The organism is Thalassospira sp. ER-Se-21-Dark (assembly GCF_017922435.1).
In the GTDB taxonomy this organism is placed as follows: domain Bacteria; phylum Pseudomonadota; class Alphaproteobacteria; order Rhodospirillales; family Thalassospiraceae; genus Thalassospira.
This window is the reverse complement of the sequence record NZ_VDEZ01000001.1, coordinates 721,442-739,872: the sequence shown is the minus strand read 5'-3', so window position 1 is coordinate 739,872 and position 18,431 is coordinate 721,442. Positions and strand designations below refer to the sequence as shown.

General features: G+C 55.6%; 14 protein-coding genes. 8 read left to right on the top strand and 6 right to left on the bottom strand.

Features of this window, described 5'->3' with window-relative positions; translation table 11 throughout:
- Positions 1–17: 17 nt before the first annotated feature.
- Both FHI25_RS03245 and FHI25_RS03240 read right to left on the bottom strand, forming a co-directional pair.
- On the bottom strand, positions 18–212 hold the full coding sequence (locus tag FHI25_RS03245) for a twin transmembrane helix small protein (protein ID WP_008889168.1): 195 nt from the start codon (positions 210–212) through the stop codon (positions 18–20).
- 105 nt (positions 213–317) lie between these two features.
- Positions 318–2,264: a sigma 54-interacting transcriptional regulator gene (locus FHI25_RS03240; protein WP_210515065.1), complete on the bottom strand. Its 1,947-nt coding sequence runs from the start codon at positions 2,262–2,264 to the stop codon at positions 318–320.
- Between the two features lie 211 nt (positions 2,265–2,475).
- Between FHI25_RS03240 and FHI25_RS03235 the strand changes: the two genes are divergently transcribed.
- The 7 genes from FHI25_RS03235 (at position 2,476) to FHI25_RS03205 (ending at position 9,836) form a co-directional block, all read left to right on the top strand.
- Entirely contained in the window at positions 2,476–3,942 is a 1,467-nt protein-coding gene (locus FHI25_RS03235; RefSeq protein ID WP_210515062.1) for a CmpA/NrtA family ABC transporter substrate-binding protein, read from the top strand.
- A gap of 1 nt (position 3,943) precedes the next feature.
- Positions 3,944–4,774: a nitrate ABC transporter permease gene (ntrB, locus tag FHI25_RS03230; protein ID WP_008889171.1), complete on the top strand. Its 831-nt coding sequence runs from the start codon at positions 3,944–3,946 to the stop codon at positions 4,772–4,774.
- Between the two features lie 11 nt (positions 4,775–4,785).
- A complete protein-coding gene (locus tag FHI25_RS03225) occupies positions 4,786–5,694 on the top strand; it encodes an ABC transporter ATP-binding protein (protein WP_210515059.1) in 909 nt (302 codons plus the stop codon).
- A gap of 37 nt (positions 5,695–5,731) precedes the next feature.
- Entirely contained in the window at positions 5,732–6,172 is a 441-nt protein-coding gene (cynS, locus tag FHI25_RS03220) for a cyanase (protein WP_008889173.1), read from the top strand.
- 214 nt (positions 6,173–6,386) lie between these two features.
- On the top strand, positions 6,387–7,091 hold the full coding sequence (locus FHI25_RS03215) for a glutathione S-transferase N-terminal domain-containing protein (RefSeq protein ID WP_210515056.1): 705 nt from the start codon (positions 6,387–6,389) through the stop codon (positions 7,089–7,091).
- Between the two features lie 103 nt (positions 7,092–7,194).
- A complete protein-coding gene (locus FHI25_RS03210; RefSeq protein ID WP_210515053.1) occupies positions 7,195–8,361 on the top strand; it encodes an adenosylhomocysteinase in 1,167 nt (388 codons plus the stop codon).
- A 137-nt stretch (positions 8,362–8,498) separates the two neighbouring features.
- Complete coding sequence (locus tag FHI25_RS03205) at positions 8,499–9,836, top strand: ferric reductase-like transmembrane domain-containing protein (protein WP_210515050.1); 1,338 nt, start codon at positions 8,499–8,501, stop codon at positions 9,834–9,836.
- A gap of 95 nt (positions 9,837–9,931) precedes the next feature.
- Here the strand turns inward: FHI25_RS03205 and FHI25_RS03200 are convergent, their stop codons facing one another.
- The 3 genes from FHI25_RS03200 to ccrA form a co-directional block, all read right to left on the bottom strand.
- Positions 9,932–12,022: a methyl-accepting chemotaxis protein gene (locus FHI25_RS03200; protein ID WP_210515047.1), complete on the bottom strand. Its 2,091-nt coding sequence runs from the start codon at positions 12,020–12,022 to the stop codon at positions 9,932–9,934.
- Between the two features lie 237 nt (positions 12,023–12,259).
- On the bottom strand, positions 12,260–13,927 hold the full coding sequence (locus tag FHI25_RS03195) for an acyl-CoA dehydrogenase family protein (RefSeq protein ID WP_008889178.1): 1,668 nt from the start codon (positions 13,925–13,927) through the stop codon (positions 12,260–12,262).
- A gap of 161 nt (positions 13,928–14,088) precedes the next feature.
- Positions 14,089–15,369, bottom strand: coding sequence for a crotonyl-CoA carboxylase/reductase (gene ccrA, locus FHI25_RS03190; RefSeq protein WP_063088554.1), 1,281 nt, complete (start codon positions 15,367–15,369; stop codon positions 14,089–14,091).
- Positions 15,370–15,660: 291 nt separating this feature from the next.
- Between ccrA and FHI25_RS03185 the strand changes: the two genes are divergently transcribed.
- The gene (locus tag FHI25_RS03185; RefSeq protein WP_210515044.1) at positions 15,661–17,718 is read left to right on the top strand and encodes a protein meaA; all 2,058 of its coding nucleotides are present in this window, start codon (positions 15,661–15,663) and stop codon (positions 17,716–17,718) included.
- Between the two features lie 15 nt (positions 17,719–17,733).
- Here the strand turns inward: FHI25_RS03185 and FHI25_RS03180 are convergent, their stop codons facing one another.
- On the bottom strand, positions 17,734–18,354 hold the full coding sequence (locus FHI25_RS03180; RefSeq protein WP_210515042.1) for a TetR/AcrR family transcriptional regulator: 621 nt from the start codon (positions 18,352–18,354) through the stop codon (positions 17,734–17,736).
- Positions 18,355–18,431: the final 77 nt, after the last annotated feature.

Genomic DNA, 18,431 nt, shown 5'->3' with positions numbered 1-18,431 from the left:
CAAGGCGTATGCCTGGCTTAGGAACCGACCGCCATCAGCGACAGAATGAAAAGCAGCAACAGGGCCAGGCCCTGCAAAAGGACGCGCATTTGCATCAGTTTGTTCTGTTTGCGTGCATCCTTGCCGCGTGCCATCGAAACGATGCCCATGATCAGGACCCCGGCGACAGCTGCCATCGCAAGCAAAACACCAATCTGTAAAAAACCAGCCATTCCTGTTTCTTCCCTGTTTCTGCCTGCTGACTTATACCGCGCCCGGCGGAGACATGCTGCGCCAAACGGACGCAACAGGCAACCAGACGATGGCAATTTTGGCAATTAGTCGATGGTTTCGTTTGCCGCAAAGCTGCGACGGTCGATTTTGAATTTCTTGATACGCGATGCCAGCGTGGTTGGTTTGATATCCAGAAGCGCCGCCGCACCATTTTCCCCAAACACCTTGCCCTTGGTCATGGTCAGTGCATGGATGATGTTTTCATATTCGGTCTGGCGCAGCTCACCCCGGGTCAGTACGGTTTTTTCCGGTTTGCTGTCGGGTTCTGTCGCAGGGGTTGCTAATTTGCGGCTGTCGCGCCCGCCCTGTTCGGGCAGATCGAAATGTAATTTGCCGTCGTGGGCGAGGATGGCTGCGCGTTCGATGACGTTTTCCAGTTCGCGCGCATTCCCCGGCCAGCCATAGTTTTGCAGGGCGCGGACTTGGCCCTTGGTGAGTGTTGGCTGCGCGATATTAAGACGCTGACAGATATTGCGCAGGAAGTGCGATGCCAGCGGTGGGATGTCGTCGGGCCGTTCGCGCAAGGGGCGGCATTCGATGGGGAAAACGTTGAGGCGGAAATACAGGTCTTCACGGAAGCGTCCCTGACGGACTTCTTCCTTAAGATCGCGGTTGGTCGCGGCAATCAGTCGGACATTGACCTCGCGCGTGCGCTCTTCGCCAATGCGCTCGAACTTCTGATCCTGTAAAACACGCAACAACTTGCCTTGAAGCTCCAGCGGGATTTCCCCGACCTCATCCAAAAACAGCGTGCCGCCATCGGCCAGTTCAAACCGTCCGACACGATCGCGCACAGCCCCGGTAAAGGCGCCGCGGACATGGCCGAAAAACTCGCTTTCAAACAGTTCGTGCGGGATTGCCGCACAGTTTACACGCACCAGAACGCGATCGGATCGCGCGCTGGCCTGATGAATGGCGCGTGCAATCAGTTCCTTGCCCGTGCCAGATTCACCGGTGATCAGAACGTTGGCGTCGGTCGGCGCAACAAGGTCGATCTGTTTGAGTGCACCCTGAATGGCATCGGACTGGCCGATGATTTCATGGTGGTTGTTGGTTGAAAGGATTTCTTCCTGCAGATAGGCGTTTTCAAGCTCCAACCGTTCACGCAGGCGATCAACCTCGGCCAAGGCGGCATGCAGCTTTTCCTCGGCGATTTTACGTTCGGTGATGTCACGGAAAACAATCACCGCCCCGATCACCAGCCCATGGTCACGGATCGGGGTGGAGGTATATTCCACCCGGATCGGTTTGCCGTCGCTGCGCCAGAAGACCTCGTCATCGACCCGCCTGACGATGCCTTCGCGAAAGGCGTTGTAAATCGGGCATTGTTCGGCGTGATACGGGTCGCCATTGACGTGCGAATGGTGGATGATCGAATGGATTTCGCGGCCAACCAACTCCTCGGCCGTCCAGCCCAGCATGCGCTCGGCCGCCGGATTGACGAATGTCGTGATCCCGTCGCTGTTAACCCCGTAAATGCCTTCGCCAGCCGCACCCAGGATCAGCTGGTTTTCGCGTTCCATTTCGCGGAAAAACCGTTCGGCACGGCGCCATTCGGCGATGCCTTCGCGCAGGTAATCATCGGCCTCCGAGTCCACATCGCGGCGATGGCGGGCATCAAGGTCCGAAATCGTCACGGTCAGATAGTCTTCGCCGTCCAGAATGAGCGACCGGGCTTCGTGTTCAAGTTTCAGTTCGGTGCCGTCGGGACGGGTCAGGTCCAGCCCGCGGGTCCAGGCAAATCCGTGATAAAAGGCGGCCTCGCTAAACACGACCAGACTGGGCACCTGGCCTTTGTGCAGCGCACTCATCGAGGTGGCCAGAAGCTCTTCGATGCTGCGCCCCAACAGGTTGGCAGCAGCCTGATTGGCAAAGACAATCCGGTCGGATTTGGGGTGAATCAGCAAGGTTGGATGGGTGTGGGCGAGCAATGCCTGCAAATGCAGGTTTTCAATCATCACCGGTAGGGGATTGATTTCACTGATCCTCATTACACACTCCTACGAAATATCGTAATATTTACTACGATATTTCGTGAATTACGATTTTTCGTATGTGGTTAGCGTCTCACTCAAAGGCGCAAGAGTCCAGCGTTTTCAACGAAAAATGACGCATCGCACAAAATGGCACGCCCGTTGCTGTAGAGACTGTGAACATCTGGTGCTGCCTTTCTGGCGGCGTAACAACACAGGGGGTGATCACATGTCAGTCAAAAGTCTGGGCAATCCATTTAGTGGCGATACCGATCTGCGTCACAGCAAATCATGCGGCTGTGATGTTTGTTCGTCAAAAGATGGGCATACACATGCATCACATAAAGACCATGACCATGGCGTAAAACACGATTTGGCCAGCATGCCGGCCCATAGTGATATGGGCGATATGGATGCCAAAACGCCGGAAAGCAGCGAAGAAATGCTTGATCGTGCCATCGACAGCGCAATTGTGCGTTCGGTGTTTGGTCATAACGACATTTCGCGTCGTTCGTTTGCCAAAATGGTCGGTGGCAGCACCATGATGGCAGCCCTTGCCTCGGTCCTGCCAATCGACAAGGTCAAGGCCGCCATTCTTGATGATCTGGGCACGCCGGAAAAATCCAAGCTTAATATCGGCTTTGTGCCGATCACCTGCGCAACGCCGATCATCATGGCCCAGCCGATGGGCTTTTATGAGAAATACGGCCTTGATGTTGATGTCATCAAGACCGCCGGTTGGGCAGTTGCGCGTGACAAGTCATTGAACAATGAATATGACGCGTCGCACATGCTGACCCCGATGCCGCTGGCGATTTCGATGGGGGCGGGTTCGACCGCAACGCCGTTCCTGATGCCGGCCGTTGAAAACATCAATGGTCAGGCGATTGTCCTGCATAACGATCACCTTGATAAACGTGATCCCAAGCAGTGGAAGGGCTTCAAGTTCGGTGTGCCGTTCGAATATTCGATGCACAACTTCCTGCTGCGCTATTACGTCGCCGAGCATGGCCTGGACCCGGATAAAGACATCCAGATCCGTGTCGTTCCGCCGCCCGAGATGGTCGCAAATCTGCGTGCCGGTAACCTTGATGGTTATCTGTCACCGGATCCGTTTAACCAGCGTGCGGTTTGGGAAAAGATCGGCTTCCTGCACACGCTGACCAAGGATATCTGGGAAGGCCATCCGTGCTGTGCATTCGCATGTTCCAAGGCGTTCTCCGAAGAACTTCCGAATACCTATGGCGCACTTCTTAAGTCCATCGTGGATGCGACCCAGTACGCCGCCAAGGCGGAAAACCGCAAGGAAATCTCGGCTGCCATCGCACCGGCGAACTATTTGAACCAGCCGGTTCCGGTGATTGAGCAGGTCCTGACCGGTCGTTATGCCGACGGTCTGGGCGAAGTGAAAAACGTGCCGGACCGCATCGATTTCGATCCGTTCCCATGGCACTCGATGGGGGTCTGGATACTGACCCAGATGAAACGCTGGGGCTATATCGAGGGCGATGTCGATTACAAGAAGATCGCCGAAGAAGTCTATGTCGCGAGCGATTGCGCCAAGATCATGAAAGAGCTTGGCTATGAAGCGCCGACCGAGACTTACAAAAGCTATACCATCATGGGCAAGACGTTCGATCCCGATCAGCCTGAAGCCTATGTCAACAGCTTTGCCATCGGCAAAGGGGTAAGCTGATATGCTGGCATCGCTCAATGCCAGGGCGTTGGTGTTGTCACTTGTACTTCTGGCGGTCTTCCTTGGTCTTTGGGAGGCCGCCAGCCCAAAACAACAACTCGCTGGCGAACTTACGGAATATGAACTTCTGATGGGCGGGGCAGAGCCAAAGGCCGCTGTGCCGCCCCCCTCGGACGTGATCGCCAAGGCATGGGAGGAGCTCAGCAACCCGTTCTATGACGCCGGTCCCAACGACAAGGGCATTGGTATCCAGATCGGCTATTCGCTTTATCGCGTGCTGAGCGGTTATTTCCTTGCGGCGGCAATTGCCATTCCGGTCGGGTTCCTGATCGGGATGTCGCCCCTGATGTACAAGGCGCTTGATCCGTTTATTCAGGTCCTTCGCCCGATTTCCCCACTGGCATGGATGCCGCTTGCGCTGTTTGTCATTCAGGACAGTCAGGCATCGGCGATCTTTGTGATCTTTATCTGTTCGATCTGGCCGATGTTGATCAACACAGCCTTTGGTGTGGCCGGGGTTCGCAAGGACTGGGTCAATGTGGCGCGCACCCATGAACTTGGACCATTGAAAACCGCCTGGATCGTCATCCTTCCGGCTGCGGCCCCGACCATCCTGACCGGCATGCGGATTTCGATTGGCATTGCATGGCTTGTGATTGTGGCTGCCGAGATGCTCGTCGGTGGGACGGGGATTGGCTACTACGTCTGGAACGAATGGAACAACCTTGATCTGACCAGCGTGGTGTTCTCGATCCTGATGATCGGTGTTGTCGGGATGTTGCTTGATACCGCCTTCGCCTATTGCGCACGTCTCGTGCAGTACCAGGAATAAGGAGACCTGATATGTCGACACCATTCCTGAGTTTGCAAAACCTGACCAAACGTTTTCAGGCGCCAAAGGGCGGTGAAGCCCTGACGGTGTTTGAAAACGTCAATCTGGGGATCGAGAAGGGGGAGTTTGTTTGCATCATCGGCCATTCCGGCTGTGGCAAATCGACAATCCTGAACATTCTGGCTGGTCTTGATGAACCGACCAAAGGGGCGGTCATCATGAATGGCAAGGAGGTCTCCGGTCCCAGCCTTGATCGCGGGATCGTGTTTCAGAACTATTCCCTGCTGCCATGGTTATCAGCGCTCAAGAACGTCACCTTTGCCGTTCAGGCGCGCTATAAATCCTGGAGCAAGAAACAGGTTCACGACCATTCGATGAAGTATCTGGAAATGGTCGGGCTGGCTGGCGGGGCGGAGCTTCGCAAGCCATCGCAATTGTCGGGCGGCATGCGTCAGCGTGTGTCAATCGCGCGCGCCTTTGCGATCCAGCCGGAATTGTTGCTTTTGGATGAGCCGTTCGGGGCCCTTGATGCCCTGACACGTGGTAGCATTCAGGATGAATTGATCCGCATCTGGTCAGGGTCGGACCAGACGGTCTTTATGATCACCCATGATGTGGATGAAGCCATCCTGTTGGCGGATCGTATTTTGCTGATGACCAACGGGCCTTATGCCCGTGTCGCAGAATCGGTTCAGGTCGATATCCCGCGCCCACGCGAACGCGCCAACATCATTCACCATTCCGACTATTACGACATCCGAAACCACCTGGTCGAATTCCTTGCCACCCGCTCCAAGGCACTTGCCGGCAAGCAGGAGGAAGGCACGCCAAGCGAGCCATCCATCGTGCGTTTTGGCGCACATGGGGTGGTTTCAGATCCCAAAGACAACCGCAAGCCGGCCACCAGCCCGGTGGAATAAATCACCTGCACGTTGATTACTTAGAAGGAGAAAAGCTGTGAAAAAAGCAGATGTCAAAGAAATGATCATCGAAGCCAAAAAGGCCAAAGGCCTTGGCTGGGAAGAGGTCGCCAGCAAGATCGGCATGTCGCCGGTATGGACGACTTCGGTTTGTTTTGGCATGAATTCCGCGCCAAAGGACAAGGCCGACATGCTGGTTGCCCTGTTTGACCTGCCGCCCGAAGCATCGGCTGTCATGCAGGAATGCCCGATGAAAATCTGGGATCAGGCGGTGCCGACCGATCCTGCAATCTATCGCCTATATGAAATCGTCGGTGTGTACGGCGAAACCATCAAGGAAATCATCCACGAGAAATTCGGCGATGGCATCATGAGCGCGATCGACTACGAAATGTATATCGAACGCAAGGAAGACCCGAAGGGCGACCGCGTTGTCATTACCCTTGATGGTAAATTCCTGAAATACCGCGCCTGGTAAATCAAGCCAATCGGTGGTTCGCAGTCACCTGGTACGAGCAGTCGCAGAAGACGAAACCGGCCTGTTTTAAGCAGGCCGGTTTTGTTTTTTGCAAGGTTCCAAAGCAGCGAGCACCGGACTGGAAACAATAAGTTGCCAGATTGCCGGTGGCGCATCTTCCATGATCGTCTAAATGTTATGGTCAACACTATAACGATTTCAAAAGGGCTTTATCATGGCTGATCTGTCGAGCTTCGAGATTACCAAACGCTGGCCTGCGCAAAATCCGGACATTATCCAGCTTTATTCCCTGCCGACGCCCAACGGGGTGAAGGTTTCGATCATGCTGGAAGAAACCGGGCTGGACTATGAGCCGCATCTAATCAATATCGGCGAAGATGAAACCTGGACGCTGGAATTTCTGTCGCTGAACCCGAATGGCAAAATCCCGGCAATCATTGATCCGCATGGACCGAATGGCAAACCGCTTGGTCTGTTTGAATCGGGTGCGATCATTCAGTATCTGGCGGAAAAGACCGGCAAGTTATTGCCTGTCGATCCGGCCAAGCGGATCGAGGCGATCCAGTGGGTTTATTTCCAGATGGGCGGGCTTGGCCCGATGTTTGGTCAGCTTGGCTTCTTCCACAAATTTGCCGGCAAGGAGATCGAAGACAAGCGTCCGCTGGATCGGTATCGCAAGGAATCAAAGCGGCTTCTGGGCGTGCTTGAAACCCGCCTTGATGGCCGTGACTGGATCATGGGCGATGAATACAGCATTGCCGACATTGCGTCGCTTGGCTGGGTGCGCAACCTGATCGGTTTCTATGACGCGGGTAGTCTTGTTGATTATCACGAGTTCAAAAACGTTCCGGCGTGGCTGGAGCGTGGCCTTGATCGCCCGGCCGTTCAGCGCGGACTGAACATCCCGGCCCGCGATTAATCGCCGTTGATTTTGACCGGACGGAGACAAATGCTTTTCATCCGGTCAGGCTGGCCTTAATTAGGGGATGATCCATTGTCCCACGAAGTTAAGAGACCAATTCATGACCAGCCGCATCAAGGACGCCGCCCTTGCCCAACAAATCACCGACGAAACTCTTGCCTGGCGCGAGGTGATTTGCCCGGTGACGGCGAAATACGGGAACTATGTCGCCAAGCGCGATCTGCGCGACAAAACCATCGTCAGTTTCCAGCACGTTCTTGAAGACACCATTCCCACCTTGCTGCCGTTTGTGAAGGCCGGGGCCAAGGTCAAGGTTGGCGCCTGTAATCCCGATAGTACTGACGATGCGGCCGCCGCCTACCTTGCCGCCCATGGGGTGGAGGTCCATGCCTTTTCGGGCATGACGCCTGATGAATATGCCCAAAGCATCGATATTCTGTCGTCCGAGCCCGCAGACATCATTGCCGATATGGGCGGGGAACTGATTGAGGCGTTCGTGAAGAAGGGCCACAAGGTCGATGGTGCGCTTGAAGCCACCACGACCGGCGTGCATCGCGTTGAGAAGCTCGATTATTCCTTCCCGGTGTTTAACTGGAACGATATCGCGATCAAGGATCGTCTGCATAACCGCCACCATGTGGCACAGGAAATGTGGCCGGTCTTTTCGAATGTGACGGGGCTGGCACTTTATGGGCGTACGGTTCTTGTGATCGGGTTTGGCCCGGTCGGGCGTGGTGTGGCTGAACGGGCGCGCAATCTTGGTGCGGTGGTGTCGGTCGCCGAACGCGACCCGGTCCGCGCCCTTGAGGCGCAGCATCATGGCTGCCGGGTTGTCAGCCTTGAAGATGGCCTGAAAGAAAACGCGATCATTGTGACCGCCACCGGCCTTTCGGGCATTCTGGGTGCTGCACAGATCAAGCAGTGCCGTCGCGGCGCGATCCTGGTCAATGTCGGGCATTCCAATACCGAGATTGACGTCAAATGGCTCGATACCCAGACGCGCACGAAAATGCGCCGTCATATCGAACGGTTCGAGCTTGATAACAGCCGCGAGGTGTATCTTCTCAATCGGGGGAGCTTGTTGAACCTTGCACCCGGTATGGGGGGATCGGGCAAGGATCTGTTTGATCCGTTCTCGGCCATTCTGATCCGCGGGATCGACTGGCTGGCATCGGGCGGGGCGACGTCGTTCAAGCCGGGCTTTTATGCCTATCCGGAAGATGTCGAACGCGAAATCGCCCAAGCGATCCTGCAATCGCACAGCTGATCTATTTCGCTGAACTGACGAATCGCAACGAACCAAAAGGTGCGGTCTGGTAACCTTAATGAATTGATGTCGGGGTGCGTGCAAACCTTTGCGCTCAATCGCCCACGGCATCACTCATTAGCGGATGGAGGCCGGTCATGAGAACGATTTCAAAGGTCTTTGTTGCCTTTATTCTGTTGATGACCGGTATCTGGCTGGCTTCAAACCCCGATCTTTTTGCGGCATCCAGTTTTATCAGCCTTCGCCATTTTATGGTTCAGTATTCGGGCTTCCTTGCGATCAGCATGATGAGCCTGATCTTGTTGTTGTCGGTTCGGCCTGTGTGGCTGACGCGACGCTTGGGCGGGCTTGATAAGGCATATCGGCTGCACAAGTGGCTTGGCATTGCTGTGCTTGTCGTAGCGACCCTGCACTGGGCCTGGCGGATGGCGCCGAAATGGGGTGTTGCGCTTGGCCTTCTGGAACGGGGGCTGCGTGGGTCAAGGCCGGATGGGACGGGCCTGCATTGGGCGCAATCGCTGTTTAATGAGCAGCGCGGGCTGGCGGAAACCGTTGGGGAGTGGGCGTTCTATATTGCCGTTGCCTTGATCCTGATCGCGTTGATCAAACGCATCCCGTATCGCTGGTTTGCCAAGACCCACACGGTTCTGGCAGTGGTCTATCTTGTGCTGGTTTATCACAGCATCGTTTTGCTTGATTTCGCCAATTGGGCGACACCGGTCGGCTATGTTCTGGCGGTGATGTTGATGGTCGGCGCGGTGTCATCCATCATTGTTCTGTTTGGCCAAATCGGGGCAGGGCGCCGATCCGCCGGCGAGGTGATCGAGGTTGATTATCTTCCGGAAATGAAATCGCTTCAGATCGCGATCAGATCGGATGGCGGGTGGAAAGGCCATCTTGCCGGGCAGTTCGCCTTTGTCCGGTTTGGCAATAGCAAGGAAGCGCATCCGTTTACCATTGCGTCTGCCTGGCGCGACGGGGTTCCGGGCCTGAGCATTATCGCCAAAAAACTGGGCGACTATACCAGCACGCTTTACGAAACATTGAAGCCGGGCGACCGGGTGGCGCTTGAGGGGCCTTATGGCACCTTTGTTCTGGATCGGGAAAAACGCCATCAGATCTGGATTTCCGGTGGGATCGGACTGACGCCGTTTGTTGCCTGGCTTGAAGATCTGGTGGCCAATCCGGCAAAGCTTGAGATCGATTTTTATCAGGCTGCGCCGCATTGCGATCCCGAACTGATGGCGCGGATCAACGACCTGGCCGGGCGTGCCGGTGTTCGGTTGCGTGAATGGCGTGATGCGCGCGACGGCTTTCTGACCGGCGAGAAAATCCGTTCTGATGTGCCCCATTGGCAAGAAGCCCAAGTCTGGTTCTGTGGACCGCGCCAATTTGGCGAAGATGTCAAAAACGATCTGGTGGCAGCCGGATTGCACAGCTACGCCTTCCATCAGGAGCTGTTTGATTTCAGATAGGGAAAACAGAGTTTGGCGTTGAATAGAGTGCGGGCGGTCCGTGATGGAACCGCCCGCTTTTCGCTTGCTCGTTATCCAGATTGGTTTGGCAGTGCCTAGGATTTGTAACCGATCCGAAGGTTGCCCCACTGTTCGCCATTGACCATGATCGGCACGTCGCATTCCTTCATGAAGACGACGGTGTTGCCCATGTCACGGAAATAGGTCTGCAGCAGGTGGGGCTTGGTGTTGCGCCCGGCCATCAGACCGGCACGGTCATCAAAGATGCGCCGGTTGCGGCAGTTGCCCATGTTCCAGGCGGGTTCGCCCGGTCGTTGCGGTTGGCTGTAGACCTTGTTGTGGGTCGGCAGATAGCCGTTGGTATCCACACCGGCGGCAAAGACGATATGTTCGTCCTTTGCAAGAATGGCTTCTTGCAGCGGGGTGAAGTTGCGGTCGGTAAAGGGCACATACGGCGTCATGAACTGCTTGGGATCGGTGCCGTCAATCGGCTCGTAGCGGGTGTTGAACAGATCATCGTGGGTGAATTCGTGACTGCGCAAACCGCCTTCAAGAACCTTGCCCAACTCGCCGGCCAGTTGCTTGCCGAGATCGGCAATCTTGGCGTCATGTTCGTGGGTTTTCTTAAGCAGTCCCAAAATGACCTTGGTTGCTTCGTCGTCGATTTCGGTGAACTGGATGTGGGTTCCGAGTGTTGAGTACGCTTTGACCGTCCCCTTGAGCCGGGTGCCATCGGTCATCGTAATCGTGATTGCTTTGTTGCGGTCATCTTCGCTGGCATCAATACGGGCAAGCAGGCCGGCAAGCGACATGTCCGCCGTCACACCTTGGCGCACATCACCATTGCCAAAGTCGACCTTGATATCAACCGCAATCGGAACCCGTTCTTCGTGACGGCGATTGGTGTTGTCCGCGCTGCGCAGAACCATGCGGAAGCGCGTTTCCATCTCGTTGATATCATTGCGGATATTCGAAGACAGAATGCGAAGGTTTTCCGCCGTCTGGCTGGCATTGTGCGACTTGTGGCTCGCCAGTTCGATGTCGCCGGAAATCCCCTGCATGTGGGTGGAGACTTCCTGCGCACTTGTCGAGATTTCGGCAATGGCTGCTGTTTGTTGTTCGACCGATGCCGAGATATCGCTTGAAAGCTGGCTGACTTCGTCAATCGCGCCGCCGATGCCCTCAATCGCGGTGACCGCCTCGGATGTGGCACCCTGAATCGCGGTAATCTGGGCGTTGATATCAAGGATGGCTTTTTCGGTCTGGGTGGCGAGGTTCTTGACCTCGTTGGCGACCACGGCAAAACCCTTGCCAGCGTCGCCGGCGCGTGCGGCCTCGATCGTGGCGTTGAGTGCCAGCATCTTGGTCTGATCAGAAATGCGTTTGACGATATCAACAACCTTGCCAATCTCGGTCGCGGTTTCCGACAGGCTGCCCATGGTGGTGGATGTTTCCTGGGCGCGGGTGACGGCCTGACTGGCAATGTCATTGGTTTTATGAATACGTTCGGCAATTTCGTGGCTGGATGCCTGCAACTCCTCGGTCGCGGATGCCACGGTGGCGACATTGCTGCTGGCGACTTCGGTGGTGGCAGTGATGCGTTCGACCAGTTGGGAAAGCTCGCTGGCATCACTTTCCATGGCCTGCGCCACGTCATTGGTGCGCCCGGCCTGGAAGCCGACCTCGGAAATGATGTTGTCGGTTTCACGTTCGATGATTTCCGACATCGACTGGATTTCAGAGGCCGAACGCTGGTTGGCCAAAACAGTCTGGCGCGCCGATATCAGGCTGCCCATATCCGCCATCAGCAGGCATCGCGCCGCATCAGCCGCCTCAGTGCCGCCCTTGGACCGCGCGGCAAGCGTTGCGCAAAGTGCTGAAACCTTGTGGTAGGCCAGTACAATATGATCAGGAGCCAGTCCTATGACCGCATTGGCCAGAACGTGCTCATTAAAGCATTGGTTGAATGCATCAGAGCTGTTTGCGTTGATCAGCGTTGCAAAATGTCGGGACAGTTCGGCAACATGATGTTGCGGATCACTAGGCCCAGCACTGCTTTGACCGATCCCCAAAAGTTCGGTGACCAGATTTTCTGCAAGCTGTTCTCCATGTTGCGCAAACAATTCCGTGGCGGCATTTATACGCGCATAGATTGTACTTTCTGGCATTGCAGAGCTGTGATTCATTTGCCATTCTCTCCCTTATTCCCGGCGGACCTTTTAGCCCGATTTTTTTCACAGACTTTCAGTGGTCTGCGTGTGCTTTTGGGGAGTGTATCACTACTGGTAAGTCCAAAATATATCATACTTTAGGTTGATATGGAAAAAGGCCCGCCAGTGTCGGCGGGCCAAGTTTGCCCTCGTTGTTCACGGGGGCCACGGTTCGAATGAGAATTTTATCAGTATTTCAGAATGTTATGTCGTTCACCGGGTCAGAATGCCGCGCGTGACCACCTGTGCCTGAATTTCGGCAGCCCCTTCGAAAATGTTCAGAATGCGCGCATCACACAGCACGCGGCTGATCTGATATTCAAGCGCATAGCCGTTGCCGCCGTGAATCTGCAGGGCGTTATCGGCATTCGACCATGCGACGCGCGCGCCCAGAAGCTTGGCCATGCCGGCCTCGATATCGCAGCGGATATCCTGATCCTTTTCAAAGGCCGAGAAATAGGTCAGCTGGCGCGCGATCATGGTTTCAACCACCATCCATGCGACTTTGCCGTATACGCGCGGGAAGGCGTAAAGCGGCTTGGAAAACTGGATGCGATCCTTGGCATAGCGCATGCCGATCTCAAGCGCGTTCTGGGCGACGCCGACAGCACGGGCTGCGGTCTGAATACGGGCCGACTCAAAGGTCGCCATCAATTGTTTGAAGCCCTGGCCTTCTTCGCCACCCAAAAGGTTCTCGGTCGGGACTTCGAACCCGTCAAAGGACAGTTCGTATTCCTTCATGCCGCGGTAGCCAAGAACCTCGATCTCGCCACCTGACATGCCGTCGGCCGGGAACGGGTTTTCATCGGTGCCACGCGGTTTTTCGGCCAGCAGCATCGACAAGCCACGATAACCGGACTCGTCGGGGTTGGTGCGGGTCAGAAGCGTCATCAGATCAGACCGTGCGGCATGGGTGATCCATGTCTTGTTGCCAGTGACCTTATAGGTATCGCCATCTTTCACCGCACGCGTGCGCAGGTGGGCCAGATCCGATCCATTGTTGGGTTCGGTAAAAACCGCAGTTGGCAGGATTTCACCCGATGCCAGTTTGGGCAAGTAGTGTTCCTTTTGCGCGTCGGTCCCGCCAAGGCGGATCAGTTCGGCGGCAATTTCAGAACGTGTCCCAAGTGACCCGACACCGATATAGCCACGCGACAGTTCCTCGGTGACAACGCACATCGCGGTTTTGCCCATGCCAAGGCCACCGAATTCTTCGGGGATGGTCAGGCCGAACACGCCGAGTTCAGACATTTCATTGACGATTTCAATCGGGATCAGCTCGTCACGTTCGTGCCAGCCATGAGCATGCGGCGATACCTTTTCCTCAACAAAGCGGCGGAATTGATCGCGCACCATATCAAGGGTTTCGTCTTCAAGACCGGTTTCGCCAAAGCGACCGGTATCAAGGCTGTCTTCGATTTCAGCGGCAATCGCCCGGCGCGCGGCATCGGAATTGCCACCACGTGCAAGGGTCGCAACCGATGGGTTGGCAGCAAGGGATGCAATCAGGTCATCAGAAACGCCAAGGGTCGAAAGACGGATGATTTCACCCTGTGACATCGGAATGCCACCGATGATCTGGGCCAGATATTCCCCAAACGCCGATTGCAGGATCAGTTGTTCGAGATTGCCGAACTTGCCCTGATCCTTAAGGCGGTTTGCCCATGCCTTCATCTGCCCAAGGGCGGTGACATAGGTGGTGAACCAGGCAAAGCCGTGTGCGGCAAACTGGTTGTCATCAAAGGCATCGGCATTGACCCGGCCATCGACCGTTACAGCAGTCCGCAGCGCATATTCGGCCGCATCATAAACCGGGCTGAGTGCCGCAAGGGCGTCATCGCACAAACGTTCGAGGTCAGGCAAAAGGGCGTTGTTCGTCATTCTTCGGGTCCTCGGATCAGGTCCTCGTCGTGCAATCCTGTGGGGCGATTGCGCGGATCAGTTATGAATGCATCAAAGCATAAAGGGTGGTGGCACCCCATGCGCAGATCGGGCGAGAATGCGCGCGGGGTGCCAGCTATCAGTCGAAGATTAATGTGGGACTAGCCTTCGACTGCTTCTTCAAGGGTGCGCATTCCCGGGCGCTTTGCCTGCACCAGAACGGCCATGTTGCCGGGTTTGTGTTCGTTGCGCATCATCTTCATGTGGGCGCGCGGGATATCTTCCCAACTGAACACTTCAGACATGCTCGGATCCAGACGGCGTTCGATCACGAGCTTGTTGGCTTGTGCCGCCTGTTTCAGGTTGGCAAAGTGGCTGCCCTGAATACGCTTCTGGCGCATCCAGACAAAGCGCGCATCAAAGGTCAGGTTAAAGCCGGTGGTGCCGGCACAGAACACAACCATGCCGCCGCGTTTTACAACGTTGCACGATACCGGGAAGGTCTGTTCGCCGGGATGTTCAAAGACGATGTCGACGTCATTGCCCTTGCCGGTGATGTCCCAGATCGCCTTGCCGAATTTGCGGACTTCTTTCATATAGTCGCCAAATTCCGGACCGTTGACGGTGGGAAGCTGTCCCCAGCAATTGAAATCCTTGCGGTTGATCACGGCCTTGGCACCCAGTCCCAGAACAAAGTCGCGCTTTGTTTCATCGGAAATGACGCCAATTGCGTTGGCCCCGGCCGTTGTAATCAGCTGGATCGCCATCGAGCCCAAACCACCCGACGCGCCCCAGACCAGCACATTGTGCCCCGGACGCAGGATGTGCGGGCGATGGCCAAACAGCATGCGATAGGCGGTGGCAAGGGTCAGCGTGTAGCACGCACTTTCTTCCCAGGTCAGATGTTTGGGACGCGGCATGAGCTGCTGTGCCTGAACACAGGTGAACTGGGCGAAGGATCCGTCTGGCGTTTCATAGCCCCAGATACGCTGGGTCGGGGACAGCATCGGATCGCCGCCATTACATTCTTCGTCGTCGCCGTCATCCTGATTGCAGTGAATGACCACTTCGTCGCCGACTTTCCAGCGGGTGACTTTCGATCCAACCGCCCAGACGATGCCCGATGCATCCGATCCGGCAATGTGGAACGGGCAATCATGGACATTAAAGACCGAGATCGGTTTGCCAAGGGATGCCCAGACACCATTATAGTTCACCCCGGCCGCCATCACGAGAACAAGCACTTCATGGCTGTCGGGTTGGGTCACCGGCAAAACTTCGCACTGCATGGCCGTATCGGGTTCGCCATGGCGTTCTTCGCGAATCGCCCATGCATACATATTCTTTGGCACATGGCCCAATGGCGGGATTTCGCCAATTTCATAAAGATCTTTTTCTTCCTGACCGCCACGGAAAGGCAGCACTTCAGCAGACGTATTCATGGCCTTCACTCCTTGTTCGGGGTCGATCCGGTTTGCAGGGTAATTAAATTACCGATGCTGCGTTGCGGTCGACGGATCCTCCAAGCCACGGAATTTATTTTATTTTCCCCGGGCATCTCCCGGTTTCCTGCGGAATTTCAGCAAGGATAACCTGGGTGATATTTGTTTTCGCTTTTATCGCGTTGCACAAATTGTTATATAATTACCCTAGTGATGTCTAGTAGATAATTTAATAACGTTCAGGCGTAATTATCGTAAAGACATTGAGTAATAAAAATACAAGAGGTCGCGATGTCGATGGAAAACAAGCGCAACGCAGCAAAGCCGGAACGCGATCGCCCGTGGCTGATCCGGACCTATGCCGGGCACAGCTCCGCACAGGCATCAAATGCGCTGTATCGTCAGAACCTGGCAAAGGGGCAGACCGGGCTTTCGGTGGCCTTCGATCTGCCCACCCAGACGGGGTATGATTCTGACCATGTTCTGGCGCGTGGCGAAGTCGGCAAGGTTGGCGTTCCGGTTTCCCATCTGGGTGACATGATGACGTTGTTTGACGGCATCCCGCTTGATCAGATGAACACGTCGATGACGATCAACGCGCCAGCCGCCTGGCTTTTGTCACTTTATATTGCGGTGGCCGAAAAGCAGGGTACCGCGCGCGCCAGCCTGCAGGGCACGACCCAGAACGACATCATCAAGGAATACCTGTCGCGCGGGACCTATATCTTCCCGCCGGCACCCAGCCTTAAGCTGATTACCGATGTCGCGGCCTTTACCTATCGCGAGGTTCCGAAATGGAACCCGATGAATGTGTGCTCTTATCATTTGCAGGAAGCCGGGGCGACGGCCGAACAGGAACTGGCCTATGCGCTGGCAACGGCGATTGCGGTTCTGGATGCGGTGCGCGATTCGGGGCAGGTGCCCGAAGAAGACTTTGCCAAGGTGGTCGGGCGCATTTCATTCTTTGTGAATGCGGGGATTCGCTTTGTTACCGAGATTTGCAAGATGCGGGCATTTTGCGAACTTTGGGATGAAATCACGCGCGACCGTTACGGCATCGAAGACGCCAAATATCGCCGGTTCCGCTATGGCGTTCAGGTCAACTCGTTGGGCCTGACCGAACAGCAGCCGGAAAATAACGTCTATCGTATTCTGATCGAGATGCTGGCGGTGGTTCTGTCAAAGAATGCCCGGGCGCGCGCCGTGCAGTTGCCCGCCTGGAACGAGGCCCTTGGTCTGCCGCGTCCGTGGGACCAGCAATGGTCGCTGCGCCTGCAACAGATCATGGCTTATGAAACTGATCTTCTGGAATATGAAGACCTGTTTGACGGCAACCCGGCGATTGAACGCAAGGTCGGCGCGCTTAAGGAAGGCGCGCGGGCAGAACTTGCAAAGATCGATGAGATGGGCGGGGCGATTGCCGCAGTTGATCGCGGCTATATGAAACAGGAACTGGTGCGATCAAACGCGCTGCGTCTGGCCGATATCGAAAGCGGCCTGACAAAGGTGATCGGTGTGAATGCCTTTACTGAAACCGAACCATCGCCGCTGACATCGGGGGAGAAATCGATCCTGACCGTCGATGACATGGCCGAACAGGACCAGATCGAAAAACTTAAAGCCTGGCGGTCGGAGCGCAATCAGGCCGAAGTCGATGCCACGCTGACCGATTTGAAGTCAGCCGCCAGCGAAGGCCGCAACATCATGGAAAGTTCCATCGCCTGTGCCCATGCCGGGGTCACCACCGGCGAGTGGTCGGAAACCCTGCGCGACGTATTTGGCGAATACCGTGCGCCGACCGGGATTACATCGATGATCGTGACCGGGGATGCCGAAAACCTTCAGGATTTGCGCAAACGCGTTGATGAGGTTTCTGACAAGCTTGGCGAACGCATGAAGATGCTGGTCGGTAAGCCGGGTCTGGATGGTCATTCCAACGGGGCCGAACAGATTGCGGTCAAGGCGGGCGAAGCCGGGATCGAGGTTTTGTATGAAGGCATTCGCTGGACGCCAGAGGAACTGGTACGCAATGCCATCGAAGACGGCGCGCATGTCATCGGTCTTTCGATCCTGTCCGGGTCGCATGTGCCGCTGGTGCGTGAAGTGGTCAACGGGCTGCGTGCCCAAGGGGCCGGTCATATCCCGGTCGTTGTCGGCGGGATTATCCCGGAATCTGACATGCTGGTGCTGCGTCAGATGGGCGTTTCGGCGGTCTATACGCCCAAGGATTATCAGTTGGCCAAGGTGATTTCCGAGATTGTTGATCTTGTGGATCGTACATCGGTAGATCACCCACATACCGGTTCAGCCAGAGGCAAATCGGATGTGGCGGGAACCACCATTTATTAACCAGATGAGCTTGCTTTAGCGTCGTGCAAGCGAGGTGCTGGTCAGGTTTGGCCATGTCGTCATTGCGGCATCGGCAACAGCGATCAGCTCCTCGCGGGTCGCGCCATCGCGGGCTTGTATCGACATGCCAATCTGAACGGTCGCGTAATAGGTAGCCATGGTATCGATATTGGCGTTCCTTGGAATGTGGCCGCGTCGTTGACCCTCGGCATAGAGGTTGCGCAAGGTTTTCGTGACCGAGCGGCGATGACTGCAAAGGGTCTGATTGACCGTTGCATGATTTGAGTTTTCCTGCGGTGCGGCCAGTACAACCAGACAGCCATGCGGTGTGTCTTCACGCGTATAGGCATTTGCAGACGCGACCAGAACATGACGTGTTGCGTCTTTTGGATGTTTGAAACGGTCCAGATCAGCCCAGATCAAGGTGCCGTGATGTTTGTTGTAATGGGCGATCACTTCATCAAACAACGCTTCTTTCCCGCCAAAGGCAGCATAGATGCTGGGCGGGTTCAGCTTCATGGCCGCGCTCAGTTCGGCCATGGACGTATTGTCATATCCCCTTTCCCAGAACAGGCCCAGGGCCTTGTCCAGTGCATTGTCCCGGTCAAATGCGGGGGGTCTACCGCGTGTTGCCATGCTCTGTATTCCTGATTTTATAGTGATCATTACATAAATCACTTGACGCAGAAAAACAAGGTTGTCATCAATTATGT